The organism is Citrobacter portucalensis, assembly GCF_023374935.1.
In the GTDB taxonomy this organism is placed as follows: Bacteria; Pseudomonadota; Gammaproteobacteria; order Enterobacterales; family Enterobacteriaceae; genus Citrobacter; species Citrobacter portucalensis.
On sequence record NZ_CP092466.1, the window covers coordinates 1,369,025 to 1,389,369 of the forward strand.

General features: G+C 55.0%; 16 protein-coding genes. 6 read left to right on the forward strand and 10 right to left on the reverse strand.

Annotation, left to right across the window (positions count from 1 at the left end; genetic code table 11):
- Nucleotides 1-74: 74 nt before the first annotated feature.
- A complete protein-coding gene (gene hmpA / locus LY264_RS06570; RefSeq protein ID WP_048225080.1) occupies nt 75-1,265 on the reverse strand; it encodes an NO-inducible flavohemoprotein in 1,191 nt (396 codons plus the stop codon).
- A gap of 326 nt (nt 1,266-1,591) precedes the next feature.
- Between hmpA and glyA the strand changes: the two genes are divergently transcribed.
- Nucleotides 1,592-2,845 carry a serine hydroxymethyltransferase gene (gene glyA, locus LY264_RS06575; protein WP_003835277.1) on the forward strand — a complete coding sequence of 418 codons (1,254 nt, stop codon included), beginning with the start codon at nt 1,592-1,594 and terminating at the stop codon, nt 2,843-2,845.
- A 92-nt stretch (nt 2,846-2,937) separates the two neighbouring features.
- On the opposite strand, the gene hcaD is transcribed toward glyA, so the two are convergent.
- The 5 genes from hcaD to hcaE are packed head-to-tail and all read right to left on the reverse strand — an operon-like array spanning nt 2,938 to nt 7,155.
- Nucleotides 2,938-4,140, reverse strand: coding sequence for a phenylpropionate dioxygenase ferredoxin reductase subunit (hcaD, locus tag LY264_RS06580; RefSeq protein ID WP_048225075.1), 1,203 nt, complete (start codon nt 4,138-4,140; stop codon nt 2,938-2,940).
- Between the two features lie 9 nt (nt 4,141-4,149).
- Entirely contained in the window at nt 4,150-4,962 is an 813-nt protein-coding gene (gene hcaB / locus LY264_RS06585) for a 3-phenylpropionate-dihydrodiol/cinnamic acid-dihydrodiol dehydrogenase (protein WP_048225072.1), read from the reverse strand.
- A complete protein-coding gene (gene hcaC / locus LY264_RS06590) occupies nt 4,959-5,279 on the reverse strand; it encodes a 3-phenylpropionate/cinnamic acid dioxygenase ferredoxin subunit (protein ID WP_003037633.1) in 321 nt (106 codons plus the stop codon). Before hcaC ends, hcaB begins: the two co-directional genes overlap by 4 nt.
- Entirely contained in the window at nt 5,279-5,797 is a 519-nt protein-coding gene (gene hcaF / locus LY264_RS06595; protein WP_048225069.1) for a 3-phenylpropionate/cinnamic acid dioxygenase subunit beta, read from the reverse strand. Before hcaF ends, hcaC begins: the two co-directional genes overlap by 1 nt.
- On the reverse strand, nt 5,794-7,155 hold the full coding sequence (gene hcaE, locus LY264_RS06600; protein WP_048225066.1) for a 3-phenylpropionate/cinnamic acid dioxygenase subunit alpha: 1,362 nt from the start codon (nt 7,153-7,155) through the stop codon (nt 5,794-5,796). Before hcaE ends, hcaF begins: the two co-directional genes overlap by 4 nt.
- Nucleotides 7,156-7,290: 135 nt before the next feature.
- Between hcaE and hcaR the strand changes: the two genes are divergently transcribed.
- A complete protein-coding gene (hcaR, locus tag LY264_RS06605; RefSeq protein WP_048225064.1) occupies nt 7,291-8,184 on the forward strand; it encodes a DNA-binding transcriptional regulator HcaR in 894 nt (297 codons plus the stop codon).
- Nucleotides 8,185-8,187: 3 nt separating this feature from the next.
- Here the strand turns inward: hcaR and LY264_RS06610 are convergent, their stop codons facing one another.
- A complete protein-coding gene (locus LY264_RS06610; RefSeq protein WP_048215773.1) occupies nt 8,188-9,381 on the reverse strand; it encodes an ROK family transcriptional regulator in 1,194 nt (397 codons plus the stop codon).
- Between the two features lie 114 nt (nt 9,382-9,495).
- Here LY264_RS06610 and LY264_RS06615 point away from each other — a divergent pair, with 114 nt between their 5' ends.
- The 4 genes from LY264_RS06615 to LY264_RS06630 all read left to right on the forward strand — a co-directional run bounded on the left by LY264_RS06615 (nt 9,496) and on the right by LY264_RS06630 (nt 16,353).
- A complete protein-coding gene (locus LY264_RS06615; RefSeq protein ID WP_048225061.1) occupies nt 9,496-12,762 on the forward strand; it encodes a DUF5107 domain-containing protein in 3,267 nt (1,088 codons plus the stop codon).
- Between the two features lie 72 nt (nt 12,763-12,834).
- Complete coding sequence (locus LY264_RS06620) at nt 12,835-14,274, forward strand: sugar porter family MFS transporter (protein WP_048225058.1); 1,440 nt, start codon at nt 12,835-12,837, stop codon at nt 14,272-14,274.
- Nucleotides 14,274-15,116 carry an aldose 1-epimerase gene (locus tag LY264_RS06625; protein ID WP_048225054.1) on the forward strand — a complete coding sequence of 281 codons (843 nt, stop codon included), beginning with the start codon at nt 14,274-14,276 and terminating at the stop codon, nt 15,114-15,116. The genes LY264_RS06620 and LY264_RS06625 overlap by 1 nt, the downstream gene beginning before the upstream one ends.
- A gap of 88 nt (nt 15,117-15,204) precedes the next feature.
- Nucleotides 15,205-16,353, forward strand: coding sequence for a 3-phenylpropionate MFS transporter (locus LY264_RS06630; RefSeq protein ID WP_048225051.1), 1,149 nt, complete (start codon nt 15,205-15,207; stop codon nt 16,351-16,353).
- On the opposite strand, the gene csiE is transcribed toward LY264_RS06630, so the two are convergent.
- The 3 genes from csiE to LY264_RS06645 all read right to left on the reverse strand — a co-directional run bounded on the left by csiE (nt 16,348) and on the right by LY264_RS06645 (nt 20,345).
- Complete coding sequence (gene csiE, locus LY264_RS06635) at nt 16,348-17,625, reverse strand: stationary phase inducible protein CsiE (protein WP_032944230.1); 1,278 nt, start codon at nt 17,623-17,625, stop codon at nt 16,348-16,350. The genes LY264_RS06630 and csiE overlap by 6 nt on opposite strands.
- Nucleotides 17,626-18,111: 486 nt before the next feature.
- Entirely contained in the window at nt 18,112-18,711 is a 600-nt protein-coding gene (locus tag LY264_RS06640) for a KpsF/GutQ family sugar-phosphate isomerase (RefSeq protein WP_048225048.1), read from the reverse strand.
- The gene (locus tag LY264_RS06645; protein ID WP_008785469.1) at nt 18,708-20,345 is read right to left on the reverse strand and encodes an FGGY-family carbohydrate kinase; all 1,638 of its coding nucleotides are present in this window, start codon (nt 20,343-20,345) and stop codon (nt 18,708-18,710) included. The genes LY264_RS06640 and LY264_RS06645 overlap by 4 nt, the downstream gene beginning before the upstream one ends.

Consider the following 20,345-nt stretch of genomic DNA (forward strand, 5'->3'; position numbering starts at 1 on the left):
AAGCGTAGCGCATCAGGCAGAGTGATTGCCGGATGGCGGCGTAAACGCCTTATCCGGCCTACTCGCGTAACACATTACAAGACTTTGTGCGGACCGAAGCATTCGTAATGAATGTTCTCGTTTTTCACGCCCAGACCGACCAGCTGCTTCGCGGCGAACTGCATGAAACCAACCGGACCGCACAGATAAAACTGCATCGCCGGATCGCTGATTGCGCTTTCCAGTTTGTTCAAATCCATCAGACCTACGCTATCAAACGCACCTTTCGCACGATCGGCTTCGGTTGGCTCACGATACCAGGTGTGTGCGCTAAAGCGTGGCAGCGTTTTGCCGAGTTCGTTGACTTCATCAGCGAAGGCATGCACGTCACCATTTTCTGCCGCGTGGAACCAGTTAACCTGCGCCGTATGCTTCGCTTTTGCCAGCGTATCCAGCATCGCCAGCATTGGGGTTTGTCCCACGCCCGCGGAGATCAGAGATACCGGGGTGTCGGTCGCGACGTCCATAAAGAAATCGCCCGCAGGTGCGGCCAGGTGAACAACGTCGCCAACATTCGCATGGTTGTGCAGCCAGGTTGAAACCTGACCACCGTCCTCACGCTTAACCGCAATACGGTAGCCTTTGCCATCGGGTTTACGGGTCAGTGAGTACTGACGAATTTCCTGATGCGGGAAACCTTCCGGCTTTAACCAGACGCCCAGATATTGCCCCGGATGATATTCAGCCACTGCGCCACCGTCGACAGGTTCAAACTCAAAGCTGGTGATAAGTGCACTGCGTGGGTTTTTTGCCACGATGCGGAAAGGACGGGTACCTTCCCAGCCGCCATTTTTATTGGCATTTTCGCTGTAAATCTGCGCTTCACGGTTGATGAAAACGTTCGCCAGCACGCCATATGCTTTGCCCCACGCATCCAGAACTTCCTGGCCTGGGCTGAACATTTCGTCCAGCGTTGCCAGTAAATGGCCACCCACGATGTTGTACTGCTCGGGTTTAATCTGGAAGCTGGTATGCTTCTGTGCGATTTTCTCAACAGCCGGCAACAGTGCCGCCAGATTTTCGATATTGCTGGCATACGCGGCAATAGCATTAAACAGCGCTTCACGCTGATCGCCATTACGCTGATTACTCATGTTGAAGATTTCTTTCAGCTCTGGGTTATGCGTAAACATGCGGTCGTAGAAATGGGCGGTCAGCTTCGGGCCTGTTTCAACCAGCAGGGGAATGGTGGCTTTCACTGTAGCGATGGTTTGTGCGTCAAGCATACGGTCTTCCTTTATCTGAGACTTTAATGATGTATGTCAAATGCATCTTATAAAAAATACCCCTGCATTGTAAATGGTTCTTTGTAACTTTGCGTTGTAAAGGTTACATCGTGAAAAATCTGCATCACAAACCTGAAAAGAAATCCGTTGAAATTCAGCAGACCTTTGTTCTCCAAAGCCTTGCGTACCATGAAGGTAATCGTTTGCGTAAAATCCTTTGTCAAGACCTGTTATCGAAGAATGATTCGGTTATACTGTTCGCCGTTGTCCTACGGACCGCCTTTTAAGGCCGAAAATTTTATTGTTAGCTGAGTCAGGAGATGCGGATGTTAAAGCGTGAAATGAACATTGCCGATTATGATGCCGAACTGTGGCAGGCTATGGAGCAGGAAAAAGTACGTCAGGAAGAGCACATCGAACTGATCGCCTCCGAAAACTACACCAGCCCGCGTGTTATGCAGGCGCAGGGTTCTCAGCTGACCAACAAATATGCTGAAGGTTATCCGGGCAAGCGCTACTACGGCGGTTGCGAGTACGTTGATATCGTTGAGCAACTGGCTATCGATCGTGCAAAAGAGCTGTTTGGCGCTGACTACGCTAACGTACAGCCGCACTCTGGTTCTCAGGCTAACTTCGCTGTTTATACCGCTCTGCTGCAACCGGGCGATACCGTTCTGGGTATGAACCTGGCACAAGGCGGCCACCTGACTCACGGCTCCCCAGTTAACTTCTCCGGCAAACTGTACAACATCATTCCTTACGGTATTGATGAGTCCGGTAAAATTGACTACGAAGACATGGCTAAGCAGGCCAAAGAGCACAAACCGAAGATGATCATCGGCGGCTTCTCTGCTTACTCCGGTGTTGTTGACTGGGCAAAAATGCGTGAAATCGCTGACAGCATCGGCGCATATCTGTTCGTCGATATGGCGCACGTTGCGGGTCTGATTGCCGCAGGCGTTTATCCGAACCCGGTTCCACACGCACACGTTGTGACCACCACCACCCACAAAACCCTGGCGGGTCCACGCGGTGGCCTGATCCTGGCGAAAGGCGGTGACGAAGAGCTGTACAAAAAACTGAACTCTGCTGTGTTCCCAAGTGCGCAGGGCGGCCCGCTGATGCACGTGATCGCGGCGAAAGCTGTGGCGCTGAAAGAAGCGATGGAGCCTGAGTTCAAGGTTTATCAACAGCAGGTTGCCAAAAACGCCAAAGCGATGGTGGAAGTGTTCCTGAACCGTGGCTACAAAGTGGTTTCTGGCGGTACTGAAAACCACCTGTTTCTGCTGGATCTGGTTGATAAAAACCTGACCGGTAAAGAAGCTGACGCCGCGCTGGGCCGTGCTAACATCACCGTTAACAAAAACAGCGTACCGAACGATCCGAAGAGCCCGTTTGTGACTTCCGGTATCCGTATCGGTTCTCCGGCTGTGACTCGCCGTGGCTTTAAAGAAGCTGAAGTGAAAGAGCTGGCTGGCTGGATGTGTGACGTTCTGGACAACATCAATGACGAAGCTGTTATCGAGCGCGTCAAAGGTAAAGTGCTGGATATCTGTGCACGTTTCCCGGTTTACGCGTAAGTCATACGGATTGCCAGATGGTGGTGTAAACACCTTTTCCGGCCTACAGGTAACTCACATGTAGGCCGGATAAACGAAGTGCCATCCGGCAGTTATATTGACTTAAGCAAGATTGTTTCATCGATTAAAGTCGCCACTGGCGGCTTTTTCTTTGCCTGAATCCATTTTCTCAATAAACGTATTTCTCGGCCCTGATTCAACGTTACTGCCCCAACAATCACGCCATCCTGTAGGTTAAACCATATTGCTCTCTGCGCATCTGAATTGCCGCGTATGAGCCAGTTCTCACCCTGCATTTCGCCGATAAACTGTAGATTATCACGGTACTGATCGGTCCAGAACCAGCCCAGCGTTGCTGCTGGCTGCGGTTGATTGAGCATCGCGGCGGCGGCAACCTGTGCCTGAAAATTGGCGTTTTCCCAGCTTTCCACGCGTACTAACGAACCGTCATCCTGGCGCGTTATTGCTACGTCACCGGCGGCGAAAATCGCGGGATCGGAGGTGGTGCAGGCGGCATCAACGATAATGCCGTTCACTGTCTCCAGTCCCGCTTCGCGGGCCAGCATATCGTTCGCCACGATACCGATACCATAGATCACCGCATCGGCGGTGAGAGTTTCGCCGTTTTGCAGCATGAGCGAGAGACACTCTCCCGCTTCGGCATGCTCAATAGCGCTGTTAAGCAGTACCCGCACGCCCGCAAGTTGGTGGCGGGCTAGCAGGTAGTCGCGCACCGGAGCAGGCGCGTTGCGGCCCATGACCGTTGGCGCCAGCTCCACCACTGTCACCTGACAGCCGCGTTGAGTCGCGCTGGCCGCCAGTTCCAGACCAATGGTGCCCGCACCGACAATGACAATCGACTTGCCCGGCAATAAATTGTCGCGCAGGCGCTCGGCATCGCCCGCGTGGCGCAGGGTGAAGCAACGATCGCCCAGCTTATCCAGTTGCGGAAAGGGGCGTGCCGCAGCGCCCGTTGCAATCAGTAGCCGATCCCATGGATAACTCTGCCCATTAGCCAGCACCAACTGATGGGTTTGGCGGCCGAGCGTCTGCACAGTAACCCCCAGATGCAGCTGTACGTTGTGTTCCCGCCACCAGTCAGCGGGGAGTATCGGCTGAAGTTGCGGATTGTCGTCCAGTAGCATTGCTTTGGAGAGCGGTGGGCGTTCATAGGGCAGATGCTGCTCATCGGAAAACAGGTGTAATTCGCCGTCAAAACCTTGTTGGCGCAGTGCAGCGGCAGCCATAGCCGCCGCCTGACCGCCGCCGACGATAGCGATAGTTTTTGGGTTCATAACGTCTCCTCAGAGATCCAGTCCGGCGGCGACGTGACGAATACCGCGAATACCCAGACCGGCGTCGGCATTGATCATCACGCCACTTAATGTGCGGTTGTTGCGTTTTGACGCCAGCATTACATACGGGCCGGTAAAATCCGCAGGCTCAGGGAAAAACTGTAGCGGCAAAATAGCGGCGATTTTTTCCGGCGTCAGCGACTGCATAATCGATGTATCGTTTTGTCCCAGCGCCTGCGGGCCGCGTAGATCTGTCGCCATACCGCACGGACCGACACCGTTAACACGTACCTTTGGTGCCAGCTCGTAGGCCAGCTGGCGAATCAGCCCGGTAGCCGCATGTTTGCTGGCGGTATACAGCGGGCCGCCGCCGCCGGGATACCATGACGCATTGGACAGGGTAAAGATGATGCTGCCTTCGCTGGCGATAAGCGCAGCGGCACAGGCTTTCGCGCCCAGCAGATAGCCCAGCACGTTGACGTTAAACAGCTCATGAAAGCCGCTCTCCAGCGCATCCGCAGGCGTATTGACCAACGAGGCGTTGTGATCCCATATCCCCGCATTTCCGATAAAACAGTCCAGCGTACCGTAATGCGTCAGGATTTGATCTACCGCGCGCTGATAGTCGGCGTAGCAGGTGACGTTGCCTTCGATTGCCAGCACATGTTCGCCAAAGCGCTGACGCAGTCTGGCAACTTTAGCTGGCGACAGCTCCAGCGTGGCGACCCGCGCACCTTCTTCGATGAAACGCTCGACCAGCGCCAGGCCAAGACCGGAGCCGCCGCCGGTGATAAAGACCACGTTATCGCGTAAATCGCTCATCTGGCGTCCTCTGGAATATCAACAAACACATCGCTACCGTCCACATATACCGCGTAGGTGGTTAGCGGATCGGTGGCGGGTAGACACAACGCCTTACCGGTTTTCAGGCAAAAACTGGCGGCATGCAGCGGGCATTCCACCGTAGCGTCGTCTTCCAGATAGCCTTCCGACATCGAGGCGTTACCGTGGCTACAGCGATCGTTAATGGCATAGAACTCGCCGCCAACGTTGAACAGCGCGATGACGGGCGAGGTATCAAGCCGGAGCGCTTCACCCTCCGGCAAATCCCCTACGGGGCAAGCATAAACGCGACTCATCAGAACAGTACACTCAGGTTATGGGAGGTGATCACCGCTTGATCCAGCACGATCTCACGCTCCAGTAAGCGCCACTCATCGCCCGGCAAACGGCGCACTTTGTCTATGCGCATGCCGACGTAAAAGGTTTCATCGCGCTCTTTTTGCGCGCGATACAGCAGATAATTAAGGCGAACGGCAAAGACGTCGGGAGCTCCAGTTTCACTGACCTGGCAGTTGCTGATCAGGTGCCGGGTACGCGACGGTGGCTCTTCCGCCCAGGCCATGCCGGTTTCCAGCCGCGCGATACGACGTTCGAGCTGGTCTTTGTTGTCGTTGAAAATCCAGGTGGTCGGCGGCTGCACGCCTTTGCGACGATCGCGCGTCTGGGCATTGACCGTCGTACGCATGGTGTAGCGAATGTCTTCATCCAGTTGTGCCAGCCAGTCACGAAACTTCCAGTCATCCAGCAGGCTGGCTTCATGGTAGAGAAACTGTGTAATGCGGTGGTGTAGTTCCTGAGAAACGAAGGTGCTCATTTCATCACCTCCTGCTGGTAAGCTGCGGTTTTCTCCTGCACTTCCTGCCAGCTTTCGCTGCTGAGCAAATCGGCCCAGCGCTGATACATGCCGCGCGCGGCGGTTTCCGAAAAGATGTAGTTGGTGATCCCCGGAATGCCGTCTTCACGACGTTTCTCCTGGCCAAGCCCCATTTCCAGACACAACTTGGTGTTGCGTGCGCGATGACCCTTCAGCAGTTTTTGAATTTCACACCAGTTTTCCGAGTCGTCCTGCTCCAGGAATCCGGCGGGGCCAAAGGCGCGCGTGGCGCTGTTTTCAAACGCAGCTTTCACTTCATTAGAGGCGGCTTTATCGGTAATACAGAATGCCCACACTTCAACTTGATCCGGCCCGCGCGGATGCCAGACCCTTAAGGTGGCAGTACCGTTGAGCCAGGAAAGCGTTGGGAAAATGTTGTTGTGACCGGCCAGACGCAGGGCGCGAACTTTACCCAGACGCTGCTCGGCTTCCGCGTAGGTGTCGCGGTAATAGCTGGAGACTTCGCCGTCGACCCAGACGTTGGCATCGGGATTTTCGGTAAAGAAAAATCCGCTGCCGTGCCCATCCTGACCGAACTGTAGCGCGTCTTTGGCGGTTTCCCACACCGGGCGGGCGGTTTGTCCGTCGCCCAGGCGCTTGTCGCTGCCGTCGTCTTTTGCCCCCAGCACCTGCACGGCCGAGGCATGGCTGAACAGCGCGTGATACTGGTCGCTGGCAAACTGTTCGGCGGGGAATTTCCAGTTACAATCGATGGTCCACTTTTGTACGCCACCGACGATTTCGGTGCCGCCTTCACGACGATCCAGCACACCGTCGAGATACCAGGCGATATCGCCGAGATAATCGCGCAACGTAGGCGCGGAGGTATCCCAGTTGCCGAAAATCAGTCCCTTGTAGCTCTCTACGCCAGGAACTTCGTTCAGCCCCCAGTGTGATTTGCACAGCCCTTGCGGGTAGGCGCGCGGTTCCAGCGGGACGTCGATCAGATCGCCGTTAATGCCGTACGACCAGCCGTGATACGGGCAGGTGAAGGCTCGGGTATTGCCGCAGTCGGCGTAGCTGACGCGCATTGCGCGGTGGCGACACTGGTTGAGAAACGCTTTGATGCTGCCGTCCTTCTGGCGAACCACCACAACCGCATCCTCGCCCATGTAGGTGTTAAAAAAATCACCGGGTTTGGGGATTTGGCTTTCGTGGGCGAGAAATAACCAGCAGCGTCCGAAGATGCGTTCCAGTTCCAGTTGGTAAATTTCAGGGTCGGTATAAATTCGTGGGGTTACGCGACCGTTTTGCGTGTCGATCAGTTGGTAGATGTCTAAATTTGAGGGTGTGGTCATATTTTTTAATCCTGAAAGCTAAGATGTATTGACCTTCTTTTTTTGTACCCTAAGGATGTTGCTGGTTAGTTATCAATCTGTGAAATAGTAAATTTCTACCAGTTGAGACATTTTTTCGATAACAAGGAGAAGGGCATGGAACTGAGGCACTTACGCTATTTCGTAGCGGTGGCGCAGGCGCTGAATTTCACCCGAGCAGCAGAAAAGCTGCATACCTCTCAGCCATCGTTAAGCAGCCAGATCCGCGATCTGGAAACGTGCGTGGGCGTTCCGTTGCTGGTGCGGGATAAACGAAAAGTTGCGCTGACGGCGGCGGGAGAATGCTTTTTACAAGATGCGCAGGCGATCCTCGAACAGGCGGAAAACGCCAAAGTTCGTGCCCGTAAAACGGTGCAGGAAGATAATCATTTCGCCATCGGTTTTGTCCCTTCCGCAGAGGTGAATCTGCTGCCGAAGGTGCTGCCTCTGTTTCGTTTAAAACAGCCTGATACACACATTGAGCTGGTGAGTCTGATCACCACCGAGCAGGAAGAGAAGATCCTTTGCGGAGAGCTGGATGTGGGCTTAATGCGTCACCCGGTGTACAGTTCGGATCTGGATTATCTGGAGCTGATTCATGAACCGTTAGTAGTGGTTTTACCGGTGAATCATCCGTTAGCTAATGAGCAAGCAATCTCCGCAGAACAACTACACGGCGTGAATTTTGTCAGCACCGATCCGGCCTACTCCGGCGCGTTAGCGATGATTGTCAAAAACTGGTTTCAGCAGCAAAAAAGCCAGCCCAACATTGTGCAGGTGGCAACCAACATTCTGGTGACCATGAACCTGGTCGGTATGGGGCTGGGGGTGACTTTGATACCCGGTTATATGAATAATTTTAATACCGGACAGGTGGTTTTCCGCCCTATTGTTGGCGATGTTCCGACCATTGCGCTGTTGATGGCGTGGAAAAAAGGGCCAATCAAACCGGCGTTGACCGATTTTATCGCCACGGTACATGAACGTTTAGCGGTGAGCCTGACGGAGTAATGGCTATAACTCGCTAAGCTGTGACTCGACATACAGATAGCCAATGCCCATAAGTTGTTGGGTGCGATTAAGCTTACCGAAGCTTATCTGCGTGGCTCTGGCTCGCGGGTTATCGCCGTGATCGAATGGGTTAAACCCAGTTTGCTGCACCAGCGTATTGAGCCAGCTGTCGCCAAATGCGCAGCTACGCCCATACAACCATATTTGGTTAATATTCAGTATATTCAGAAAGTTATAAAGACTCAGCCCGATGGCGCTGGCGGCATTTTCGGCCCAGGCCTGAATGCGGACATCTCCGTGCTGCCAGGCCGCAATTAGCTGGTCAGTGGTGAGCGTTTCCGGATCGTAAAGGGATGTCGGCTGCGATTTCATCCACACCCGGGCCTGCTTTTTCAATGCGCTTAATGACGCTACGGTTTCCAGACAGCCATAGCGACCACAGTCACAGGCGACACCATCGGGATGAATGATGGTATGCCCAATCTGACCGCTGCCATACAGGCTACCGCGCCAGATGTTATCGTTAATCACAAACGATGAGCCAATACCGTAATCAACGTTAATCACGCAGAAATCACCGTTTGCCGCCGGGTTTTGCCATTTTTCCGCCAGCGCCAGCATCACGCAGTCATTGTCCAGCCGGACCTGCACGCCGAGCTTCTCCTCCAGCAGATATTTTATTTCCACCGGAGTTTTCCACGGGGCCTGGGGCATGGTTTTTGATGCACCGGTTATCGGATCAACTTGACCATGAACGCCAAGCGCCAGATTAATCGTCACATCGGGAAATTCCCGACGATACTCCCGCCAGTGTGCCGCCAGGGCTGACAGCAGCGCTTTTGGCGATTCGGGGTTGATGACTTCATGCTGCCAGTCGCCTACAGCCACCAGTCGCGCGTCCGCCAGTTGACTGGTGATGCTGGTGGGGGTGACGTTGATGCACAGCGTCCAGGCGCCTTTTTCTGGCAAATGATAGCTGCCGCTGCTCAAACCGCGCTGGCTTAAGGTTTCTCGCGAATGGCTGATTCTCCCTTCATCCATCAGTTCTTCGAGGATATTGCTGACCGCCGGGATCGACAGGCTGGTGAGCTGCGCCAGCTGTGACTTGCTGAGCTGTTTTTCCCGCCACAGGTGAGACAAAAAGATCTGTTTATTCGCCTGACGGACCCTGACGTTGTTGAACCCCGAACGCTGCATTCACTTAACTCCCTTAACTATATTGCGTGAGCATTGCGCATTTTAACGCCACCTAACTGCCGCAGAATAGCATCAAGTTGAATTTTTACTTTTGTTTATTGAGTGGAGAGCGGCATGTACGGTTCAGTTAAAGTCTGGCAGGAAACGATCACCCTCCCAACTTGGGCGGCGGGTGAAGAAGATGCCAACCCAATGTTTCTGGAAAAACGGGTGTATCAGGGATCTTCTGGAGCGGTTTACCCTTACGGCGTGATTGATACGCTGACCGGCAAACGTGAAATGCGCGACTATCAGGCGGTGTGGATGGAGAATGACTTCATTCGCATCATGCTGCTGCCGGAGTTAGGCGGGCGTATTCATCGAGCGTATGACAAAGTGCAGCAGCGCGACTTCGTCTACTACAACGAAGTGGTGAAACCCGCGCTGGTCGGTCTGCTTGGGCCGTGGATCTCCGGCGGTATCGAGTTTAACTGGCCGCAACATCATCGCCCGACCACCTTTATGCCGGTGGATTTTACTCAGCAGCAGGGTGAGCAGGGTGAATACACCGTGTGGATGGGTGAGGTTGAACCCATGCGCGGTTTACAGGTGATGACCGGATTCACGCTGTATCCGGATCGCGCGTTGATCGAGATAACCGGGAAGGTGTTTAACGGTAACGCTACCCCGCGCCACTTCTTATGGTGGGCGAATCCGGCGGTGAAGGGCGGCGACGATCATCAGAGCGTGTTCCCTCCGGATGTGACGGCGGTATTTGACCACGGTAAGCGCGATGTCTCAGCGTTTCCCATCGCCACCGGCACATACTACAAAGTGGACTATTCGGCCGGTGTGGATATCTCACGCTACAAGAACGTACCCGTACCGACCTCCTATATGGCTGAAAAATCAGATTATGATTTTGTTGGCGCGTGGCATCACGGCGAGCGTGGTGGGTTGCTGCATGTGGCCGATCACCATGTTTCGCCGGGGAAAAAACAGTGGACATGGGGATACGGCGACTTTGGTGTTGCCTGGGATCGTAATCTCACCGATGACAACGGTCCGTATATTGAACTGATGACCGGGGTCTTTACCGATAATCAGCCGGATTTCACCTGGCTTGCGCCGTACGAAGAGAAAGTCTTCGTGCAAAACTTCTTGCCCTACAGCGAACTAGGAATGGTGCAAAACGCCAGCACGCAGTTGGCGCTTCGTCTGGTGCGTGAGCGTAGCCAGCTTTCTGTGGGCGTTTATGCGATTGCGCCGCTACGCGATGTTCAGGTTACGCTTGCTGCGCACGGGCAGCCGTTCTATGAAAATACCCTCACCCTTGAGCCTGGACAGAGCTGGCTGGCCGATGTGTCTGACAATGGCCATGCCCGGGTGACGATGACCGTCACAAGCGTCGATGGCACTACGCTTTTGCAGTACGAAGAGCACATCGCGAAAGAATTACCGCTGCCTTCGGCGGCCGTCGCGCCAGCGCTGCCAGAAGCGCTTTCTAATACCGATGAACTCTATTTTATTGGTCAGCATCTGGAGCAGTACAACCACGCCAGCCGCTATGCCGAAGATTATTATCGCCGCGCGCTGGACGTTGATCCGCTGGACTACCGCAATAATGTGGCCCTGGGGACGCTGGCGCTAAACCGCGCCGACTGGGCGCTGGCGGCACAATGTGCTGGCAAGGCGCTGGAGCGGGCGCATAAGCTCAATAAAAATCCGCGTGATGGTGAGGCAAGTATGCTGCTGGCCGCCGCACAGGAACGTCAGGGCGATGATGACAGCGCGTGGGATAATTATTATAAGGCCAGCTGGAGCGGCAACTGCCGGGATGCGGCTTTCTGGTCGTTAGCGCGTCTGGCGATGAAGCGTAAGGACTACGCTGGCGCATTGGAAAAGGTCGAGCAGAGCCTGCGCTTTAACGGCAGTAATAACCTGGCGATGGGGCTGAAAGCGCTGGCGCTGGCAAAGCTTGATCGCAATGTGCAAGCGCTGGACTACATTCGCCAACAACTGGTTGATTATCCGCTGAGTTACACCCTGCACTATGCGCGCTGGGCTATTTGCCAGGATGAGGCCACTGCACAGGCGCTAATCTCGATTACCGGGCGGCGCGGTACCAACGCGAGTGAACTGGCAGGCTGGCTGACTTCTTTGGGGCAAAAGGATGCTGCCCGTAGCGTGCTGGAACTGCTCGACAGCCAGGAAACGCTGCCGATGCTGTGGCGCGCTTCGCTGAGCGATAATCCACAACCGTTCATTGAACGTGCTCGTGAGTGTCTGCAAAACCGCGTGCGCTTCCCCAATACGCTGGATGAAGTGCAGATGCTGCAAACTCTTGAGCAAAGTGCTTTTGCCCGCTATTTCCTCGGCTGCTTCTGGTACAGCAAACGGCGTTATGCCGAGGCGGTTTCCTGCTGGCAGTTCACGCTTGCGCAGGAAGCGGATTTCGCACCGGTACACCGTTTACTGGGAATCTATGCCTGGAACAAACTGCACGATGCACAGCAGGCGATGCAGTATTTGTCGCAGGCCGTGGCGCTGGAACCACAGAATGCTCGCTTCCTGTTTGAACTCGACTATCTCAAGAAGTTAATGGCACAACCCGCTGAGCAGCGTCTGCAGCGACTGGAAGCCAGTAAAGAGATTGTCTTCCATCGAGACGATCTGACGGTGGAACTGCTCAGCTTGTGGAATGGGGTGGGGCGCTACGACGATGCCGCCGCAGTGTTACGTGAACGCGTGTTCCATCCGTGGGAAGGTGGTGAAGGTAAAGCCACCGGGCAATATCTGCTGAATCAGATGCATCGTGCCCTTGCTGCCGTTCAGTCCGGCGACCTGCAAACCGCCATCGCGCAGCTGCAACAGGCGTTGCACTACCCACAAAACCTCGGGGAGGGGCGTCTGCCTGGGCAAACGGATAATGACATCTGGTATTTGCTGGGGCATTGCGCGCAGCTGCAAGGCCATTTCGAGGAATCCCAGCGCTACTTCTCCCGTGCGACGCGTGGCGGCAGATCACTGGATGCCGGACGTTATTACAACGACCAGCCAGTGGACTATCTCTTCTGGCAGGGTATGGCGCAGAGAAAACTTGGCGATGACGCAGAGGCGGACGCTTTGTTCAATAGCTTCCTGCAATGGGTTGAGTCGCATCACGACAACGTGCCGGATGTCGATTTCTTCGCCGTCTCGCTACCCGACCTGGTGGTGCTGGATACCTCAGCACAAGCAAAACACCAGCAACACTGCCTGTTTATCAATGCGCTTGGGCATCTGGGGCTGGGAAATAGCGCCGCCTGTCAGCGTGAACTTGATGAACTCCTGCAACTCAATCCGGCACATGACAAGGCATTACTGCTGCGTCACGCCATTAACGTAAGGCTTTTCCAGTAACACCCGAAACGGGTGGGGGTAACCTCACCCGAAGCCTACTGTACCCTGCGTTTCCCTGAAAGAGGAATCATAATGAATAACGCGCAGACACATTTAAAGATTGGTTACGTCTGGACTATCTGCCTGGTTGCGGCCTGCGGAGGTTTACTGTTTGGCTATGACTGGGTGGTGATCGGTGGGGCAAAACCCTTCTATGAAGCATATTTCTCGATTACCGATCCGGCACAATCCGGCTGGGCGATGAGTTCCGCGCTGGTTGGTTGTATCTTTGGCGCGCTGATTTCCGGCTGGTGCGCCGATAAATTTGGCCGAAAAATGCCGCTGATTCTCTCAGCGATCCTCTTTAGCGCTTCCGCCTGGGGAACCGCCGTCGCCAGTAACTTCGATATGTTTATTGTTTATCGCATCGTTGGCGGCGTGGGGATTGGTCTGGCGTCTGCGCTAAGCCCACTGTATATCGCCGAGGTTAGCCCCGCTGAAAAGCGTGGTCGCTTTGTGGCCGTTAACCAGCTCACCATCGTCATTGGCGTGCTGGCGGCGCAGCTTATCAACCTGATGATTGCCGAACCTGTTGCCACAGGCGCTACGCAGCAGGCAATTGTTGAAAGCTGGAACGGTCAGACGGGCTGGCGCTGGATGTTTGGCGCAGAATTAGTGCCCGCGGTAATTTTCCTGGTGCTGATGTTCTTTGTTCCTGAATCGCCGCGCTGGCTGGTGAAAGCGGGCAAAGCCGATCGTGCGCGCGCCATGCTGCAGCGCATTGGTTCGGCGGAATATGCCGGGCAAACGCTGAAAGAGATTGAATATACGCTGCAAAAAGATAATCACAAGGTCGCGTGGTCAACGCTGTTACAACCGCAGATCAAACCGATCGTGATTATTGGTATGGTGCTGGCAGTGTTTCAGCAGTGGTGTGGGATCAACGTTATTTTCAACTATGCGCAGGAGATCTTCGCTTCTGCCGGATTCGACATCAACGGTACGTTAAAATCGATTGTGGCGACAGGGATCATCAATCTGGTCTTTACCCTTGCCGCTCTGCCGTTAGTGGACAAAATTGGTCGTCGTAAACTGATGTTGTTCGGTGCGTCAGGATTAACGGTTATTTATGTACTGATTGCCGGGGCGTACGGGTTGGGCATTATGGGCTGGCCGGTTTTGGTTCTGGTGCTGGCGGCGATCGCTATTTATGCCCTGACGCTGGCTCCGGTGACCTGGGTGCTGCTGTCTGAAATTTTCCCTAATCGCGTTCGTGGGTTGGCGATGTCGCTGGGGACGCTGGCGCTGTGGATTGCCTGCTTCCTGCTGACCTATACCTTCCCGCTGCTCAATGCGAGTCTGGGCGCGTCGGGAAGCTTCCTGCTGTACGGTGTGATTTGCGCGATGGGCTTCATATATGTTCTGCGTAATGTACCGGAAACCAAAGGCGTGACGCTGGAAGCGCTGGAAGAACAGCTGGCGGCGCAGCATACGAAAGTTGGCGCATCAAGCCAACAACGAAGTGCCCGCTAATGAACTCTCTGCTGATGCTACAAAACGCACATCTGCGGATGTGCGTAGACTCGCAGGGCGGTTCGCTATTAAGTCTGGTTTCGTTACAACATCAACAGGCCATTTTACGCGAAGGTCATGGTCAGCAACCCGGTGATTGCGGCCTGTTCCCGATGCTGCCGGTCGCGAATCGGGTGGCGGGAAATCGTTTTATGCTGCGCGGTGAAGAGGTGGTTTTACCTCAACATGGCGCAGATGACACCTTTTTCCTGCACGGTGACGGCTGGCTGCAACGCTGGCAGGTTATCACTGTCACCCAAAGCGGTTGTTTGCTGCAGTTGCGCAGTTGGCATCCCTGTGGCTACGACTATACGGCGCAGCTTTGCTATCAACTGGAAACCTCGAGCCTGCACGCCTCGTTGACGCTCACTCATTGCGGTGAGCAGCCAATGATTTACGGCTGCGGGTTCCATCCGTTTTTCGCCTTTGATAAGCGCAGTACGGCGCAGTTCACCGCAAGCGGCTACTGGCCTGAGGGGGAGCAGCATCTGCCGCTGGAATGGCAACGTGATATCCCTTCAGCGGCTGATTTCATGCATGCGCAATACGGTGAGGATAGCTGGCTGAATGTCGGATATTCTGGCTGGAGCGGGCGGGCCGTTATTCATCGTGATGTGATGAAAGTCACGATTTTAGCGCAAACTCCGTGGTTGATGCTGTTCAGAATGTCGGGTGAGGAGTTCCTGTGTCTGGAGCCGCAAACGCATCCGGTGAATGCCCACAACATGCAGGGGCAGCCGGGATTGCAGGTTTTAGCGCAGGGAGAACGCTGCCATTTTGCGATGCAAATTAGCATCGAATAGGGCAAAAATCATGTTATCTGCCTGTTAATGCTCTCTTGCGCCAGCCTGCGTTTGTCGCCAGACTATCGCCTCCAAACGGGAGGGATTCATGGCTTTGCATTCCACGCGCTGGCTGGCGCTCGGTTATTTCACCTACTTCTTTAGCTACGGTATCTTTCTGCCTTTCTGGAGCGTCTGGCTCGAAGGGTTAGGGCTGACGCCGGAAACCATCGGTTTACTGCTGGGTGCGGGGCTGATTGCCCGTTTTCTCGGTAGTTTGCTGATTGCGCCGCGTGTGAGCGATCCCTCTCGGCTGATCTCAGCGTTACGTATTCTGGTCCTGTTGACGCTGGTGTTTGCGCTGGCCTTCTGGGCGGGAACCAACGTGGCGTGGCTGATGGTGGTGATGGTCGGCTTTAACCTGTTTTTCTCACCGCTGGTACCGCTGACCGACGCGCTGGCCAACACCTGGCAGAAACAGATAACCATGGATTACGGTCGGGTGCGACTGTGGGGATCTGTGGCTTTTGTGATTGGCTCCGCGCTAACCGGCAAACTGGTGAGCCTGTTTGACTATCGGGTGATCCTGGTCCTGCTATCGCTTGGCGTCGCCTCGATGCTGCTGGGCATGATGATTCGCCCGAGCGTGCAGCCAGCGGGTGAAAACCGTCAGCAGGAGAATGCGGGATGGCCCGCCTGGCGCGCGCTGATAACCCAGAGCTGGCGTTTTCTTGCTTGCGTGAGTCTGCTACAGGGTGCGCATGCTGCGTATTATGGTTTCAGCGCCATCTATTGGCAGTCTGCCGGATATTCCGCTTCGGCGGTGGGCTATTTATGGTCACTAGGTGTGGTGGCGGAGGTGATTATTTTCGCACTTAGCCACAAGCTGTTCCGTCGCTTCAGCGCCCGCGATCTGCTGCTGCTTTCCGCCGTTTGCGGGGTGGCGCGTTGGGGATTGATGGGCTGGAGCACCGAGCTGCCGTGGCTGATCGTGGTGCAAATCCTCCATTGCGGAACCTTTACCGTCTGTCACCTGGCGGCAATGCGTTATATCGCGGCACGCCAGGGGAGCGAAGTTATTCGTTTGCAGGCGGTGTATTCCGCGATAGCGATGGGCGGCAGTATCGCCATCATGACCGTATTCGCGGGCTATCTGTACCAGAATCTGGGCAGCGGCGTGTTCTGGGTGATGGCGCTGGTGGCGCTCCCGGCAATCGTTCTGCGCCCGAAGGTGGTCGCGCAGCCTGCAACGTTATGATTCGAGGATTTTGCGGATCTGCTGCTGCTGATGCGGCGTAAGCGCCAGATCCGCATGAATCAACGGGGGGGAAAATAGCGGTAACGGCGTGGTGTAAGGCGTAATAATCAGCGTTACGCCGCGCGGGGCACCCTCTTTTTGAAAGTCCTGCATCGGCATATGTTTTACGTTGAGCGGCAGCAGCGTCAGTTCGCGCAGCTGTTGCTCTATATGCACTTCAAGTTGTTCGTTACTACCGGTCAGCAGGATAATCTGCTTTTCGTGTAAATCCTTCTCCTGCATCAGCCAGGCGCCGAAAATAACGGCCACCAGCCCGATCTCTTCTTCTGAAAATTGCACATCGTATTCGGCCTCGAAGCCGTGAATTGCCTCACGGGTAGTACGAACCAGCCGGGGATAAAGGCGGCTGAACTCCTCCGGCAGCGTGTTATCAATGCCGATGGCAAACACGCTGCGGTTCAGTGCCTGAGCCAGGTGGATATACAACTGGTCATTCAGCCCTTGCTCATCGCTGAAGCGCACATTGCCATACTCGCGAAAACGCAGCACCAGCCGCGCAATAGCAAGACGCAAGCGGCGATCCTGCTGGTGATTATCGCGGATGGGATCGGGGATGCGAAGCATTGAGAACAGCAACGCCATAAACAGCGATTCGCCCAGCGGTGCACTCTGCATGACGTGGCGCTGCCAGTGACGGCCAATTTCCTCTGCGAGAGGATATTCCGCGCAGGATTGCGCCCAGCGTTGCTGGAGTGGGTTAAACTCCGGGGTGATCCCCGCGTGGTGCTGTAGCAGGCAATACTGTAAATACAGGCGCAGGAACTGGATGTCACGACACTCAAACGGCTTCTGCAAGCGCCGGGAGCACAGATTAATGAGCGCATGCAGATTGGTGTCGTCATACAGCGTACGTGCGATCCCCCGTTGTTTTAGTTCTGCTTTTAACGCCGGGGTAAACTGCTGGGCGATAAAGGCAGGGCAAATCCGCAGGCCACGGCGCAGCCACTGCAACAGACACAGACGCTGATTTAGCGGGGTTCCTTCGATCGTATAGCCACCATTCTGCGCGGTGGCTATCGCGAGCCGGTGATAGCGCTGGATTTCGAGTCCTGCGCCAATAATATCTTCCTGAACCGTGGCATCATCGACACCGTTGAGGCTGCTGAAGGTTTGTGTAGTAGCGATTTGCCCCGGCAGGAAAAGCGTCAGCAGCACCTGGCAACGGCGCTGGGGAGCGGAAAGTACAGATGGTGGGGCAAGCGTTGACATCATCTGTAGGATCTCCCGTGAGTATGTTTGATAAGAATAGTTAAAGTTTGCGCATAGATTTGAGGAATGGAAAGCTTTACGCCAGGAATGCTGGGGAGCGTCACAGAATTTTTAACGTGCGGAACAGATAGCGGTAGTGGAACGCAGCGCGTTAATCCGCTTTTTCACTGTTTTATCTTTTGTTTAGATATGCCAGAGATGTACTGCATGTCATGTTAAACATGATGGAGAATATTTTATTCCGCTATGGGGTTCCGTTCACCCCAGCGTTATCACTTCTCTGAATCATAGATACCCGTGAACGTGCAAGGGAGGCTCACCGCCGCCTCCCTTGCATCCCAGGCTCCCGGCGGGATTGTTAAGGGTACGGCGATAGTACCCTTAACACGTTCACAGGCAGTATCGTTTCAGAGAAGTGAAAAACATAAGGTGAACGTAGCAATATACCGGAGGCAACAGATTCATTACCTCCGAAACAGCTGTCTGGCGTTACTTACCACGACTCAGCGTTAATCCCACATCGCCGCCGGGATGCACCGCCAGCAGCGTCTCCTTTGAGTAGCCGCTTTCACTCATCAGGCAGGCGCAGGCGGCGTCAAAGATAGCCAGCACCAGTAAAATTGATGTGGTGGCCAACATGTTCAGCGGGTCGGCCTCACGCTGGACGCCGGTGGAAATCACCAGCCTCGACGCTTTAGCAATGGCTGAGTCGGCGTTTTCAGTCACGCTCAGAATCGACACATTTCGCGCAGTCAGTCCGGGCAGCAGCCGGGTGAGTTCGTCCGAATTCCCCCCACGCGACAGCATAATCACCAGGTCGTTGGCGCGTAAAAAACCGAGATCGCCATGCGCCGCGTCCGTCGCGTTGAGGTAGATCGCTGGGCGTTCCACGCACGCAAGCATATGCGCCACTTTACGCGCTGCGATGCCGGAGGTACCGACGCCGGTGACGACGATTTTCCCCTGACAGCCGCGCAGCTCCGCCATCAGAGACTGCCAGAGCGGTTCAGTCAGATGCTGCCCCAGACCCGCCAGGGCATCGCTATAGAGCTGAAATACGCCGGTGGCCTGAGACCAGGAGTCGCTCATGCGTCCTCCTGCATCAACTGGCGGTATTTCATATGATCCTGATACATCTCGTGGAATACCCGATATTTGCGATCGTAATACTGCTTAATGCGATTTGTTTGCGGGGTAACTGTTTTACCAATCCGACTCATCGCCGACATCGCTTCCGGGAATGTTTCGAATACGCCCGCGGCGATAGTTCCCATCATGGCACCACCCAGCAGCATGGCTTCGCTCTCTTCAGGCAGCAGCATCGCGCAGCCGGTGGCGTTGGCATGTTCCTGAACGAAGATTGGGTTTTTCGTCCCGCCGCCGCTGGCCATTATCGTATCGATGGTGTAGCCGCTTTGATTCATCGTTTCAATGATATGGCGGGTTCCCAGCGCAATGGCCTGGATGGTCGCAAGGTACTGTAGCGCCATATCTTCCGGCGTACGTGACAGTTTCAGTCCGGTGATGGCGCCCGTGAGCGTTGGGTTAGCGCGCGGCGAGCGATTGCCGTGGAAATAGGGCAGGATGTGCATATCGCGGGTTAAAAATGCGATATCTTCCGGTTCACCGGCCATTTTACGCAACAGCGCATTCAGCACTTCGTAAATGGTCTGCCCCTGAGATTTAGCCTGCGCCAGCAGGGTTTCGTAGCAAGGATGCGACTGAATAACGTGGTCGATTAACGCCCCGGTTGCCGACTGTCCACCTTCGTTAAGCCAGTATTCTGGCAGCACGGCTGAGTAGTAAGGACCCCAGACGCCGCCGATAAAACGCGGCTCTTTGGAAATCGCCATGTGTCCAGTGGAAGTGCCGCCAATCAGCGCGATACGACGGTCAAAATCCGCAACCTCGCCGGAAACACCGCTTGCCCCGAGCGTGCCGAGGGTACCGGCGTGGGCATCGATGATCGAGACGCTGACAGCGGTCCCCGGAATCAGCCCCATTTCGCTGGCGGCGCGCGCGGATAGCCCGTGACCGAGCGGTTCGCCCATGGTTTTCACGTAGCGACCAATTTTGGCAGCATCATGCTCCAGCAAATCTTCCAGCCCAATCTGGCGGAAATAGCTGGCATCCCATTTGTCTTCATGGCCCATATAGGTCCATTTACACACCGTCGAACACAATGAGCGCGTGTCATCGCCCGTTGCGCGCCAGGTCAGGAAATCGGGCAGGTCAAAGTAGTATCCCGCATTGGCCCAGGTGTTGGGCATATGTTGCTTCAGCCATAGCAGTTTTGGCGTCTGCATTTCCGGGGAGATAATGCCGCCAACGTAGTCCAGCACCCGATGATGCAGGGCGTTGATGCGCTCGGCCTGAGTAATGGCGCGGTGATCCATCCACACAATGATGTTCTGTTCGCTGCGCCCGGACGGGCTAATGGTCAGCGGTTTACCTTCTTTGTCCAGCACCACCAGTGAACAGGTCGCGTCAAAGCCGAGACCTTTAACCTGGATAGGGTTGATATCCGACTGGTTAATCGCATCGCGAACCGCGTTACACACCGCCTGCCAGATGTTATCGGAAGACTGCTCAACAAAATCGGCCTGCGGGCGGTAAATCTCGATGGCCCGACTGGCCTGACCGACCATTCTGCCGTTGAGATCAAACACGCCAGCACGGGCGCTTCCGGTTCCGACATCCACACCAATAAAGTAACTTGCCAT